Consider the following 13,562-nt stretch of genomic DNA (forward strand, 5'->3'; position numbering starts at 1 on the left):
GTCCGGGACCGCGTCCGCAGCAGCAACGAGCCGGTGGCCCGAGGAGAGGGCCCCGGCGGCTCCCCCGGCGGCGCCGCGAACGCGGAGAGGGCCGCGGCCCTCGGTCTCGTCCTCGCCGCCGTCGCGACGGTCGTCTGGTCCGGCAGCTTCGTCGCCTCCCGCGCCCTGCACGACTCCGTCCCGCCGGTCCAGGCCGCCTTCTGGCGCTGGATCGTGGCCATCGTCGCGGTGGCGCCGTTCGCGGCGCGTGAGGCGTGGCGTCAACGGGCCCTGCTCCGACGTCATCTGGGCTTCGTCACTCTGGCCTCGCTCCTCGGTGTGAGCGTCTACAACACCCTCGTCAACCAGGCCGGGCTCTCCACGTCGGCCGGCAACATGGGCATGATCATGGCCGCCTCGCCGGTCCTGATGGCCCTGTACGAACGTCTGGGCGGCGCCCGGCTCGGCGCCCGCCGCACCACCGGGATGCTGGTGGCCTGCGCCGGGGTACTCCTTCTGGTCGGCAAGGGCTCGCTCGCCATGGACTTCGCCGCCGGGGACCTGTGGATGCTGGCGGCGGCGGTCTGCTTCGCCTCGTACAGCGCGCTGCTGCGCCGCAAGCCGGCCGGGATCGGCGGACCGGCCTTTCTGTTCGCTACGTTCGTGCTCGGCGCGCTGATGCTTTTGCCGGCGTACGCCGTCAGCCTCGCGCTCCAGGGCGGCTTCGAGCCGACGGCGGGAACGGTCGGACCGCTGGTGTACGTGGGTGTCTTCTCGTCGGCGGTCGCCTTCTTCGCCTGGAACAAGGCGATCGCGCTGATCGGTGCGGCGAGGGCGGGCGTCGTCTACTACCTCCAGCCGGTGTGCGTGGTGCTGCTGTCCTTCGCCCTGCTGGGTGAGACGACGGGCCCGACGCAGATCGTGTGCATGGTGCTGATCCTCGGCGGAGTGATGCTGGGGGCGGGACGGGGGCGGTGACGGGAGGGCTTTCCGCCTCCGGCCGGGAAGGGTGCCGGGATACATTCCGTCCCATGATCGAGTGGGACATCAAGAAGCTGCGGATCCTGCGGACCCTGCGGGACAGGGGGACCGTGACCGCGACGGCCGAGGCGCTGCTGATGACGCCGTCGGCCGTTTCGCAGCAACTGTCGAACCTCGGCAAACAGCTCGGCGTACCCCTGCTGGAGGCGCACGGGCGGCGGGTGCGGCTGACGGACGCCGCCCACTTGGTGCTGCGGCACGCCGAGGTGGTGTTCGCCCAACTGGAGCAGGCCGACGCCGAGTTGACGGGCTACGTGCGCGGCGAGGCGGGGGAGGTGCGGGTCGGGGCGTTCTCGACCGCCGTGCCCGCGCTGGTCGTACCGGCGGTGCAGCGCCTGCGTGCGACGCATCCCGCGCTGGAGGTGCGCGTGCGGGAGGCGGAGGCGGCGGAGGCGTACGAGCTGCTGGCGGGCGGGGCGGTGGACCTGGCGCTGTCACTCGCGGCGCACGCCCCGACCGCCCGGGACCTCCAGCTGGCCCGCGTCCCGCTGCTGGCGGACCCGATGGACGTGGCGCTCCCGGCGGGACACCCGCTGGCGGCGGCGCCGGGGCTGAGGCTGGCGGACCTTTCGGGCGAGCCGTGGATCTTCGGCGGGAGCGGGCCGTGGTCGGAGATCACCCGCCACGCGTGCGAGGCGGCGGGCTTCGTACCGGAACAGGCGCACAGCGCCGCCGGCTGGACGGCGATCCTGGCCATGGTCGAGGCGGGGATGGGCGTGGCGCTGGTGCCGCGCATGGCGGCGGCGGAGCGGCGTACGGGCGTGGTGATGCGGGTCCTGAGCGCGGACCAGCCCCAGCGCCACGTCGTGGCGGCGGTACGCCGGGGCGCGGAGGCGGGGCCGGCGGTGGCCCGCGTGCTCTCGGCCCTGCGCGAGGTGGCGACCGCGCGGCCGGTGTGAGCGGGGGCGGCCGCCGGCGGCTGTGGGCTTGCGGCGACCGCTGTCGGGCGCACACGCCCCTTCCCCGGTAACCATTCGTTTTTGCTTCAAAGCCTGTCCAGAAACTTTCGATGGACCTGACCGTTCCGCTGATGTGACAGTCGACGCATGACGACGACCACCACTGCCGCGCAAGCCGGAGATCCGCACGCCAACGACGCCGCTCCCTACGGGGGAGGCGACCCGTACGCCGACTACCGGGGTGGGGACTTCCCCTTCACCGAGCTCGTCGACCTGGCCGACCGGCGCCTGGGAGCCGGGGTCGTCGCCGCCAACGACGAGTTCTTCGCCGAGCGCGAGAACCTCCTCGTCCGCGAGCGTGCCGTCTTCGACCCGGAGCACTTCGGGCACAAGGGCAAGATCATGGACGGCTGGGAGACCCGCCGACGGCGCGGCGCCGACGGGGCGCAGCCCTTTCCGGCGCCCGACGACCACGACTGGGCCATCGTCCGTCTCGGCGCGCCCGGCGTCATCCGCGGCATCGTCGTCGACACCGCCCACTTCCGCGGCAACTACCCGCAGCGCGTGAGCATTCAGGCCACCGCCGTGGAGGGTTCGCCCAGCCCCGAGCGGCTGCTCGCGGCTGACGTGAAGTGGGAGGAGATCGTTCCGGTGACGCCCGTGCGCGGACACGCCGCCAACGGGTTCGAGATCAGCAGCGGGCGCCGCTACACGCACATCCGGCTCTGCCAGCACCCCGACGGCGGCGTGGCCCGCCTCCGCGTGCACGGCGAAGTCGTGCCCGACCCCGAGTGGCTCGACCTGCTCGGCACCGTCGACCTCGTCTCCGTACTCAACGGGGGTGTGTACGAAGACGCTTCCGACAAGTTCTACTCGTCGCCGACGCAGATCATCCTGCCGGGGACCTCGCGGAAGATGGACGACGGCTGGGAGAACCGGCGCCGCCGTGTCCGCGACACCAACGACTGGGTGCGGTTCCGCCTCGTCGCGCAGGGCGCGATCCGTGCCGTCGAGATCGACACGGCGTACCTCAAGGGGAACTCGGCCGGCTGGATCGCGCTGAGCGGGCGCAACGGCGAGAGCGGTGAGTGGTTCGAGATCATCCCGCGCACCAAACTCCAGCCCGACACGCTGCACCGCTTCAAGCTCCCAGCGCAGGCCGTGGCGACCCACGTCCGCCTCGACGCGTTCCCCGACGGCGGCGTCGCCCGGATGCGGCTGCACGGGGCGCTCACCGAGCAGGGGGCGGCGGAGCTGCGGGCGCGGTTCGAGGACGTGGCCGGCCAGTAGTTCCGGCCGTAGACCCCGCCCGGCGGACGGCAGCGGCACAGCGCCCGGCCGTCGGGCGGTTTCAACCGGTGCACGAGAGGGCGCTCCCGCGTTGGCGGGGGCGCCCTCCCGTATGCGCCGGAGCGGGGCGGCAGTTACGCTGCCGCCGCGTCCGCTGCCTGGGCCTTCAGGGCGCGTTCGATGCCCGAGCGGGACTCCAGGACCAGGCGGCGCAGAGCCGGGGTCGGGTCCGCCGAGGCCAGCCAGGCGTCCGTCGCGTCCAGCGTGGCCCGGGAGACCTGGACCGCCGGGTACAGGCCGACCGCGATCTGCTGCGCCATCTCGTGGCTGCGCGACTCCCAGATGCCCTTGACCGCCGCGAAGTACTTCTCCGTGTACGGCGCCAGCAGCTCACGCTGGTCGGTCTGGACGAAGCCGCCGATCAGCGCCTCCTGGGTGGAGTTCGGGAGGTTGTCGGAATCGATCACCGACGCCCACGCCTCCGCCTTGGCCTCGGCCGTCGGCCGCGCCGCCCGCGCCGACGCGGCGTGCAGCTCGCCCGCCGACGTCCGGTCGCGCTCCAGCTCCGCCGCGATCACCTTCTCGTCCGCCCGGCCCGTGGCCGCGAGACGCCCGACGAACGCCCAGCGCATCTCGGTGTCGACGGCCAGGCCGTCCACCGCCTCCGTACCGTCCAGCAGACCCTGGAGCAGGTCCAGCTGCTCGTCGGTACGGGCCGTCGCGGCGAACGCCCGCGCCCACGCCACCTGGTGGTCGCTGCCCGGCTCGGCCGCGCGCAGGTGCTCCAGCGTCGCCGCCGTCCACCGCGCCAGACCCGTCTCGCGCCACTGCGGCGCCGCGTAGAGCTCCACCGCCAGCTTCGCCTGGCGGTGCAGGGACTGGACGACGCCGATGTCCGACTCCTTGCCGATGCCCGAGAGCACCAGCGCCAGGTAGTCGCGGGTGGCGAGCTCGCCGTCGCGCGTCATGTCCCACGCCGCCGACCAGCACAGCGCGCGCGGCAGGGACTCGGCGAAGTCACCGATGTGGGCCGTGACCATGGCCAGCGAGTCCGCGTCCAGACGCACCTTCGCGTAACTCAGGTCGTCGTCGTTGAGGAGGATCACCGCCGGGCGGGGCGTGCCCGCCGGGAAGGGGACCTCGGTCAGCTCGGCCGCGTCCACGTCCATCTCGATCCGGTTCGTACGGACCAGCTTGCCCGCGCCGTCCAGGTCGTAGCAGCCGACCGCGATCCGGTGCGGACGCAGGGTGGAGGTGCCCTTCGCGCCCGCCGGGAGCGCCGGGGCCTCCTGCCGCACCGCGAACGACGTGATGTTGCCGTCCGCGTCCGTCGCGATCTCCGGGCGGAGAATGTTGATGCCGGCCGTCTCCAGCCACGCCTTCGACCACGTCTTGAGGTCGCGGCCGGACGTCTTCTCCAGCGCGCCGAGCAGGTCCGGCAGGCGCGTGTTCCCGAACGCGTGCGCCTTGAAGTACGCCTGCACGCCCTTGAAGAACTCGTCCTGGCCGACGTACGCGACGAGCTGCTTCAGGACGGAGGCGCCCTTCGCGTACGTGATGCCGTCGAAGTTGACCAGCACGTCGTCCAGGTCACGGATCTCGGCCATGATCGGGTGCGTGGAGGGCAGCTGGTCCTGGCGGTAGGCCCAGGTCTTCTCCGAGTTCGCGAACGTCGTCCACGCGTGCGGCCACTTCGAGCCCTCCGCGTGCGCCTGGCAGGCGACCGACGTGTACGTCGCGAACGACTCGTTCAGCCACAGGTCGTTCCACCACTCCATGGTGACCAGGTCGCCGAACCACATGTGCGCCAGCTCGTGCAGGATGGTCTCGGCGCGCCGCTCGTACGCCGCGTCCGTCGTCCGCGAGCGGAAGATGTACTGGTCGCGGATGGTCACCGCGCCCGCGTTCTCCATCGCGCCCGCGTTGAACTCCGGCACGAAGAGCTGGTCGTACTTCGCGAAGGGGTACGCGTAGTCGAACTTCTCCTGGAACCAGTCGAAGCCCTGCCGCGTGACGTCGAAGATGTCGTCCGCGTCCAGGAACTCGGCGAGCGACGGACGGCAGTAGATGCCCAGCGGCACGCTCTGGCCGTTCGCGTTCTCGTACGAGCTGTGGACGGAGTGGTACGGACCGACGATCAGCGCGGTGATGTACGTCGAGATGCGCGGCGTCGGCTCGAAGACCCACACGTCGTCCTGCGGCGCCTCGGGCGTCGGAGAGTTCGAGATCACCGTCCAGCCGGACGGCGCCTTCACGGTGAACTGGAACGTCGCCTTCAGGTCCGGCTGCTCGAACGACGCGAAGACACGCCGGGCGTCCGGCACCTCGAACTGGGTGTAGAGGTACGCCTGCTGGTCGACCGGGTCGACGAAGCGGTGCAGGCCCTCACCCGTGTTCGTGTACGCGCAGTCGGCCACCACCTTCAGCTCGTTCCGGCCGGCTTCGAGGTGCTTGAGGGCGATGCGCGAGTCCCGGAAGACGGCGGCGACGTCGAGCGACTTCCCGTTGAGCACGACCTGGTGCACCGCCGGCGCCACCAGGTCGATGAAGGTCTCGGCCCCGGCCTTCGCGGACTCGAAGCGCACGGTCGTCACGGACCTGTACGTGCCGCCCTCCTGGGCGCCGCTCAGGTCGAGCTCGATCTCGTACGCGTCAACAGTGAGCAGGCTCGCCCGCTGCTGGGCCTCTTCGCGGGTCAGATTCGTGCCAGGCACCCGGTCATCTCCTCAAGGTGGGTCGTTTTTCGCCATCCTTCCACGCCGCTCCTGTAATGACTGCTGAGTCAGCTTGCAGCTGACAGAGTGCGAGGTCCGAAGACCGCCGGTGCGCCGCCGCGAGGGTGCCGAAGCTGGTCGGATGACGGCCACGACGTACACCGCGCGCCCCATCGGGCCCGCCGCGCTCAAGCAGCTCCGGGACATCGACGACGCCGGGCGCGCCTGCGTCCCGTACACCGACCAGGAGGGCGGCGCGCCGCTGCGGTGCTGCCTGCGCCCGAGCGGGGCGGGGGAGCGGATCGCGCTCGTCTCGTACGCGCCGCTGCGCCGCTGGGCGGCCGAGACGTCGGCCGTGCCCGGGGCGTACGACGAACAGGGTCCCGTCTTCGTCCACGCCGAGGAGTGCGGAGGCCCGGCGGCAGCAGGCGGGTACCCGTTCGCCCGCTCCGGCGCCCTGCGCGCGGTCCGCCGCTACAGCGCCGACGGGAGGATCGCCGGCGGCCGGCTGCTGGAACTCCCGGACGACCCGACAGCGGGCTTCGACGCCGCCTTCGCCGACGCCTTCGCCGATCCGGACGTGGCGCTCGTGCACGTCAGGGCCGTGGAGTACGGCTGCTTCCAGTTCGAGGTGCGCCGGGCGTGAACCCGGCGGCGGACCGTACGCGGACGCCCGGTGGGGCGGGGCTCCGGAGAACCCCGCCCCACCGGGCGTGACGTACGTGCGAAGAGGTCAGCCCTTGAGCTCGGCCGCCACCAGCTCCGCGATCTGCACGGCGTTCAGCGCCGCGCCCTTGCGGAGGTTGTCGCCGGAGAGGAACAGCGCCAGGCCGTTCTCGGCGGTCTCGTCACGCCGGATGCGGCCGACGTACGACACGTCCTGGCCGGCGGCCTGGAGGGGCGTCGGGATCTCGGACAGGGCGACACCGGGGGCCCCGGCGAGCAGCTCGGTCGCGCGCTCCACGCTCAGCGGACGCTCGAAGCGCACGTTGACCTGGAGCGAGTGGCCGGAGAAGACGGGGACGCGCACGCAGGTGCCGGAGACCTTGAGCTCCGGGATCTCCAGGATCTTGCGGGACTCGTTGCGGAGCTTCTGCTCCTCGTCGGTCTCGAAGGACCCGTCGTCGACGATGGAGCCGGCCAGCGGCAGCACGTTGAACGCGATGGGGCGCTTGTAGACGCCGGGCTCCGGGAAGTCCACGGCGTCACCGCTGTGGGTCAGCTCGGCGGCCTGGTCCACGACCTTCTTGACCTGGCCGTCGAGCTCTGCGACACCGGCCAGGCCCGAGCCGGACACGGCCTGGTAGGTGGTGGCGACCAGCGCGGTCAGCCCGGCCTCGGCGTGCAGCGGCTTGAGGACCGGCATCGCGGCCATCGTGGTGCAGTTCGGGTTGGCGATGATGCCCTTGGGGCGGTTGGCCACCGCGTGCGGGTTGACCTCGGAGACGACCAGCGGCACCTCGGGGTCGCGGCGCCAGGCGGAGGAGTTGTCGATCACGACGGCGCCCTGCGAGGCGACCTTCTCGGCCAGCGCCTTGGAGGTGGCGCCGCCGGCGGAGAAGAGCACGATGTCCAGACCGGAGTAGTCGGCCGTGGACGCGTCCTCGACGGTGATCTCCTTGCCCTGCCACTCGATGGTGGAGCCCGCGGAACGGGCGGAGGCGAAGAGACGAAGCTCGTCGGCCGGGAATGCGCGCTCGGCCAGAATCCTGCGCATGACTGTGCCGACCTGACCGGTGGCTCCGACGATTCCGACCCTCACGAGGACTCCTTCGTACGTACGAACGTGCTGCTGCGCGCTTGACCTGGTGCTGTCCATAATGCGTATGTCCTGGGCAGCCTTGTCCAATCCATTGTCCGGCCCCTGGACGGGGTGAGCGTTGTCACGCCCGTCACACGGCCGTCACCGGATCTCCAGGCTCCACGCTCCACCGGTCCTGATCTGGAGGAATCCGCCCGGCAGGGTGTGCAGACCGGGAGCGGTGGCGATCCGCCGTACCGGCTCCAGCCGCTCGTCGAGCGCCCAGACGACGGGCAGGTCCAGGGCGCCCTTGGGCTCGTGGGTGATCATCATCCCGGTTTCGGGTCCGGTGTGGTGTACGACGGCGTATCCCTGCCCGGAGACCTGGCCCCCGGCGGCCCTGTCGAGGGCCGGGGCGGTCGTGGCCGTCATCGGGTCGAGCTGCCAGCCGGTCTCCCCGGAAGCGGTGACCAGGACGTAGCAGTGGCCCGCCTGCGTCACCCACAGTGGACCGACGACCGGGCGGCGCCTGCCCCGGGTGTCGGCGGAGATCACCGTCTTGCCGTGGGCCTGGACGGTACGGGTCGAGAGCGGGTCGTCGTCGGAGGTGGTGCGGCGCAGGCCCAGCAGTGCGGGCGGCCCGTCGTAGCGGAAGACCGCGCTGCCGACGCCCTGCACCGGACCGGTGAGCGCCGGGGCCTGGTCGGCGGGCAGCAGCCGCAGGGACCAGTCGACGGCGTTGTCGACGCGCAGCCGCACCTCTGGCTCGCCCTTGCGGAAGAGGAGGGTGCGGCCCTGCTCACCGTTGTCGGTGCCGCTCAGGAAGCGGTCCTCGTCGTCGTACTCGTCGAGCATCGTGACGGTGTGACCGAACAGCGCGCCGTCGCTGCGGATCGCGTACTCCAGAACGGCCGGCCGGCCCGGGTTCGGGTTCACGAGGGTGAGCGTCGTCCCGCCGCGGCCCTGGTGGACGCCGGTGGCCCGGGCTACGGCCGCGTCGAAGACGGGCAGCGGGCGTGGGGTGAGCGACCAGGGGCCGTCCGCCTCGACGGTGATCACCATGGGGCCGGTCGTGAGGGGTACGGTCTGCCGCAGCGGGCCTGTCTCGTTGACGAGGAGGTCGCTGCGGTCCTTGAACCGGTCGGCGCTCCCGCTCCCGCACACGCCGAAGTAGCCGCCCTCGTCCTCGTCGCCCGCGAACTCCACGTCGAGGTCGGCCACCGGGCCGTTGTAGACGAGGACATCGGGGCCGAAACCGCGGATTCCCTCGGTCATGTCGCGTGCGACCGACAGCGGCTGAACCATCAGGGTCCAGTCGTTGTCCGCGTCGATCTTCAGCCGGAGCGGGCGGTCGGCCCGGTTCTGGACGAGCGCCCGGCCGCGGAAGGTGGTGAGGGTGGTGTTGAAGAGCAGCTCGTCGTCCTTGTTGCGGTGGTCGAGCGTCTCGACGCAGAAGTAGCCGTCCCCCTCGTGCCACGCCTCGACGATCACCGGGCCGGGCGGGACGGGGCCGTCGACGGTGACGACGTCGTTGCCGTGGCCCCGGCGTACGAAGGGGGAGAACTGGGGGCCGAAGGAGTGGGGCACGCGATCCCGCACGGGCGCCGCGGGCACCGCGTCCTGGACGACGGGCGCGGACGCGGGTGCCGCTGCCGGTGCCGGAACGGCGGCCTGGGTGTGGGGCTGGGGCTGGGGCTGGATGTGGGGCTGGGGCGTCTCGGCCCCGTCCACCGCGATGCCGAAGTCGGTCGCGAGCCCGGCCAGCCCCGACGCGTAACCCTGCCCGACCGCGCGGAACTTCCAGCCGCCGTCGCGCCGGTAGAACTCGCCGACGACGAAGGCGGTCTCGGTCGTCGCGTCGTCCACCGCGTACAGGGTGACCGGCGCTCCGGCGCCGGTCAGGACCTGGACGTACAGGCCGGGTACGGAGCCGAAGACACCGCCGTCGCAGGAACCGGCTATCAGCACCCGTTGCACGGCGGGCTCGACGCGCGGCAGGTCGATCTCCAGCCATTCGGCGAGCTGCCCGTTGCCCTCGTTGGTGCCCAGGTGCCGCACGGTGCCGGACGGATGCTGCGGCTGGTTGTAGAACACCAGGTCGGCGTCCCCCCGTACCTTGCCGTTCGCGTCCAGCAGGAGGGCCGATGCGTCCACGGCCGGGGCTCCGGCGACGTTCTGGCGGCACACGGCCACGCGGAGAAGGTCGCTGGGCACAAGGGTGTTGGCCCCCTTGGTGAGGTGCGTCATGGGGACCATGGTGACAGTGAAGATGATGTGAAGTCGATGCGCAGTTCGATGTATTGCGGGTTATTGCGGGGCGGATGCCCGAGGGAAAGGGCGAAGGGGCGGGCGCCTGTGCGGGCGCCCGCCCCTCCTCAGCAACTCATCTCCCCCTGAGGGGAGTTGTTACGGCGTGACCTTTTCGATCTGCGCGCTGCCGGAGCCCGCGACCGTGCCGCGCGCGTTGACCAGCTGCACCTCACCGAAGAACTTGCGCCCCTCGGGAGCCGCGCCGGCCACCACGACCTCGGCCTTGACCTGCGCCGAGGCGCCGTTGGCCAGCTTGACGACCTGAGCGTCGTCGATCTTGACCTGGCCGAGCGACGGCGCGAAGTACACGTCGCGGTAGTTGTACTCGGTGCCGGCGTCGCCGACCGCGTAACCCACGACCTCGATGGTGTAGGTGCCGGCGGCGGGCTTCACGAGGCTGACCGCCTCCTCCGAGTCGCCGTCCGCGGCCGAGCCGACCTCGACACCGTCCTTCTTGACCGACAGGTCCAGGTCGGCGGCGGTGTCCGAGACTCCGCCGATGGCGACGTCGAGACGCTCGACGCCCTCACCGACGGTGACCGTGGTGGTCTGCGTCTCGCCCTTCTTGATCGAGGGACGGGCGTCCTTCGACGAGCCGAGCGAACCGGCCTTGAGCTTGCCGTCCAGCGCGGCGAAGCCGTTGGTGACCTTCCACTCGACCGGGGCCGGCGTGCCGACCTTCGCCTCGGGGATGGTCTGGACGGCCGGCTCGAAGGCGGCGCCGAGCACCGTCACGTCCAGCTTGTACGGGTTGTCGAGCAGCGGCGACGTACGACGCGACTCGACCTCGACCTCCCACACACCGGCCTGCGGGTTCGGGTACGAACGCACGTCCGGGCGGCAGGTGTTGGCCGGGTTGGGGTAGTTCGGATAGCAGACGATCGACGAGGTGGAGTCGACCGGCACGCCGTACGGGTGGATCCCGATGAAGCGGGTCTGGCTGTCCTTGCCCAGACCACCGAGCGCGACCTCCAGGGACTTCGCGCCCTCGGGGACGTTGATGAAGTACGACTTGCTGCTGTTGCGCTGCACCGAGCCGGAGTCCGAGACCGTGTACGACGGCTTCACCAGGTCCTTGGACACGACCACGGTCGCCAGGATCTGCTTGTCGACGCCCTCGGTGTCCTCGTCGTCCACCTCGAGGGCGGCGCTGTGGACACCGGCGGAGCCGGGCTTGGCCTGCACCTTGACGGTGACCGGCTGGTTCAGCGGCAGGTCGACGTCGCCGTCGCCCAGCAGCCGGAACGTACCGTCGTTGTACTTCCAGTCCAGCTCGTGCTCGATCGCGCGGTCCGGGCCGCTCGTACGCGTGATGACCACGTCGTACGTCTTCTTCTGCCCGGCTTTTAGGCCGCCCTCGCGGTCGTAGAGGCCGGTGCCGAAGCCCGGCGTCTTGAGCGCGTAGTCGATCGCCGTGTCGACCGGGGCCTTGACCCCGTAGGTGTGCGCGGTCGCGCCGTCCTTGATCGACTGCCAGGCGTCCACGATGTCGATCAGGCCGGAGCCCTGCTCGTGCGCCTGCGTACCGCTGATGCGGTTGGCGGTGCTGGTCAGCGCGGTGCGCAGCTCGGCCGGCGCCAGGTCGATCTTCTTCTGCTTCGCGGCCGACAGCAGCAGCGCGCTCGCGCCCGCCGCCTGCGGCGAGGCCATCGAAGTGCCCTGGAGCATCGAGTAACCGGCCGGGAGCTGGTAGCCGGCCTCCTTCACCGGGCCGCCGGGCGACCACGTCTGGGTGGTGTTGATGGCGGAGCCGGGCGCGGAGATGGTCGGCGCGAAGCCGCCGTCCTCACGCGGGCCGCGCGAGGAGAACGGCATCATCGCGTACCGCTTCTCCACGACGGAGCCGTAGTTGGCGGCCCAAGTCTCCTTGGAGATGGACGCGCCGACCGAGACGACCTTGTCGGCCAGGGACGGGTCACCGATGGTGTTCGTTCCCGGGCCGCTGTTGCCGGCCGAGATGACCAGCTGCACGCCGTAGGTGTCGATGAGGCGCGTGTAGAGCTCGGCGCGCGCGTTGTTGCCGTCGTTCAGCGCGGGCAGGCCGCCGATCGACATGTTGACGATGTCGACACCGCGCTTGGTGACGAGGTCGATCATGCCCTCGGTGAGAGCGACGTTGGTGCAGCCGCCGCTCCAGGTGCAGGCGCGCGAGGAGACCAGCTTGGCGCCGGGGGCGGCGCCGTTCATCCGGCCGCCGAAGAGGCTGTTGGCGGCGGCGATACCGGCGACGTGCGTGCCGTGCGAGCCCTCGATGATGCCGATGTTGACGTAGTCGGCCTTGGCGCCGGCCGCGTTGTAGACGACGTCCTTGCGGATCTCGGCGACGAACGGGATCTGCTCGACGACGTCGGTCGCCGGGTCGTCCTTGCCGAAGTACCGGACCTGGTGCCCGTCCTTGTACGGCTTCATCGCCTCTTCGTCGCCGAAGTCGGCGTCGTCGTCGAGGTCGACGCGGACCGTGCCGGCGGCGGCGTCGTACAGCACGCCCCAGACGTCGGTGGTGTCACCGTCGCGGTTCAGGTCGCCCGCCATGTCGCCACCCTTGGTGGCGTCCTCGCGGAACAGGTTGAACTTGTAGCTGCCGGCGGGGGCCGACCACGTGCGGCCCGCGGTCGCGAACGTGGGGCCGTCGACCGTGTCCTTCATCCGGCGCCAGGTGCCGTCGGCGTCCGCGACCGGGTCGGTGGCCGTCACCCAGTCGACGATCTTGCGCTCGCCGGTAGTGGTCTTCTGGAGCGCCGGGTGGCCGAGGTCGACACCCGAGTCGAGGATGCCGATGGTGACCCCGCGGCCGTCGGCCTTCGGGTGGTCCTCCACGAACTCGACCGCGCCCGTCTCGAAGGACGGGTTGTACGGGTTCTTCGCGGGCGTCCGCTTCCCGGGGCCGGCGTACGTGCCGGCGGCGGCGGTCTCCGCGCCCTTGGCGCGGTCGGCGGCCGGCGTCGGGTCGTCCAGCGCGATCTCGTGCTTGAGGTCGATGCCGTGGACGGAGGAGAGCTTGGCGGCGGCCTTGATGGCCTCGCCCGCCTCACCGGTGGGCAGAGTGGCCCGTACGTAACCGAGCTTGTCGTCCGTACGGCCGACCAGGCCGCCCTGTACGGAGTCGAGCTGCCGCGCGACCTGCTCGGTGGCGCCGGGGGCGGTGGCGACCATCAGCGTGATGCTCTTCGCGCCCTCCGCCTCGGCCTCGGCGAGCAGCTGCGCGTCGGCGGAACCCAGCTTCGCCGCCGCCGATTTGGGCGCGGGCGCGGGGTCGTCGGAACCGGCCGCCACGGCGGGCAGCGGTGCGGCCGCACACAGCGCGGCGACCAGACCGGCGGCGAGCGCTATGCGGGCCGCGGGTCTGGCCCCGGGTATGGAGCCGGATGATTCGAGGGTCATGGGCTTCCCTGTATGTGAAGAAGGAGTCGGTCCGGGCTGCCGTTCGCGAGCCTCCGGACTGTCGTCCGGAATACGGTGCCGGATGACCGCTCAGCCTTGCCTAAGTGATGGTTGTTTGGGGAGAGTTGCCGGGAACGGAATGCGGTCGTGGCACACATCCGCCACCGCGCGGTATGCGCCACCGGGGCCGAATCGCCAGATTCCGGG

At 71.3% G+C, this 13,562-nt stretch carries 8 protein-coding genes; 4 read left to right on the forward strand and 4 right to left on the reverse strand.

The features are described from left to right. The first annotated feature begins 33 nt into the window (after window positions 1-33). The 3 genes from AS594_RS22625 (at window position 34) to alc (ending at window position 3,209) form a co-directional block, all read left to right on the forward strand. Window positions 34-957 (forward strand): DMT family transporter, encoded by a 924-nt coding sequence (locus tag AS594_RS22625; protein WP_069930708.1) that lies wholly within the window; start codon window positions 34-36, stop codon window positions 955-957. Window positions 958-1,010: 53 nt separating this feature from the next. After that, complete coding sequence (locus AS594_RS22630) at window positions 1,011-1,919, forward strand: LysR family transcriptional regulator (protein WP_069928732.1); 909 nt, start codon at window positions 1,011-1,013, stop codon at window positions 1,917-1,919. Window positions 1,920-2,066: 147 nt separating this feature from the next. Further along, entirely contained in the window at window positions 2,067-3,209 is a 1,143-nt protein-coding gene (gene alc, locus AS594_RS22635; RefSeq protein ID WP_069928733.1) for an allantoicase, read from the forward strand. 134 nt (window positions 3,210-3,343) lie between these two features. Here the strand turns inward: alc and pepN are convergent, their stop codons facing one another. Continuing rightward, on the reverse strand, window positions 3,344-5,923 hold the full coding sequence (gene pepN, locus AS594_RS22640) for an aminopeptidase N (protein ID WP_069928734.1): 2,580 nt from the start codon (window positions 5,921-5,923) through the stop codon (window positions 3,344-3,346). Between the two features lie 142 nt (window positions 5,924-6,065). On the opposite strand from pepN, the gene AS594_RS22645 reads away from it, so the two are divergent. After that, a complete protein-coding gene (locus AS594_RS22645; RefSeq protein ID WP_069928735.1) occupies window positions 6,066-6,569 on the forward strand; it encodes a DUF1203 domain-containing protein in 504 nt (167 codons plus the stop codon). A gap of 87 nt (window positions 6,570-6,656) precedes the next feature. On the opposite strand, the gene AS594_RS22650 is transcribed toward AS594_RS22645, so the two are convergent. From AS594_RS22650 to AS594_RS22660, 3 genes are all read right to left on the reverse strand, one after another. Beyond that, window positions 6,657-7,685 carry an aspartate-semialdehyde dehydrogenase gene (locus tag AS594_RS22650; protein ID WP_069930709.1) on the reverse strand — a complete coding sequence of 343 codons (1,029 nt, stop codon included), beginning with the start codon at window positions 7,683-7,685 and terminating at the stop codon, window positions 6,657-6,659. A gap of 141 nt (window positions 7,686-7,826) precedes the next feature. Beyond that, complete coding sequence (locus AS594_RS22655) at window positions 7,827-9,911, reverse strand: TerD family protein (RefSeq protein WP_070343934.1); 2,085 nt, start codon at window positions 9,909-9,911, stop codon at window positions 7,827-7,829. Window positions 9,912-10,070: 159 nt separating this feature from the next. Then, window positions 10,071-13,355: a S8 family serine peptidase gene (locus AS594_RS22660; protein ID WP_069935321.1), complete on the reverse strand. Its 3,285-nt coding sequence runs from the start codon at window positions 13,353-13,355 to the stop codon at window positions 10,071-10,073. Window positions 13,356-13,562 lie beyond the last annotated feature (207 nt).

The organism is Streptomyces agglomeratus (assembly GCF_001746415.1).
Taxonomy (GTDB): Bacteria; Actinomycetota; Actinomycetes; order Streptomycetales; family Streptomycetaceae; genus Streptomyces; species Streptomyces agglomeratus.

Bases quoted from the DNA above. Each gene is read 5' to 3' on its own strand.
- AS594_RS22630 (WP_069928732.1), top strand. From the start codon at position 1,011: ATGATCGAGTGGGACATCAAGAAGCTGCGGATCCTGCGGACCCTGCGG.
- alc (WP_069928733.1), top strand. From the start codon at position 2,067: ATGACGACGACCACCACTGCCGCGCAAGCCGGAGATCCGCACGCCAAC.
- AS594_RS22645 (WP_069928735.1), top strand. From the start codon at position 6,066: ATGACGGCCACGACGTACACCGCGCGCCCCATCGGGCCCGCCGCGCTC.
- AS594_RS22655 (WP_070343934.1), bottom strand. From the start codon at position 9,911: ATGACGCACCTCACCAAGGGGGCCAACACCCTTGTGCCCAGCGACCTT.
- AS594_RS22660 (WP_069935321.1), bottom strand. From the start codon at position 13,355: ATGACCCTCGAATCATCCGGCTCCATACCCGGGGCCAGACCCGCGGCC.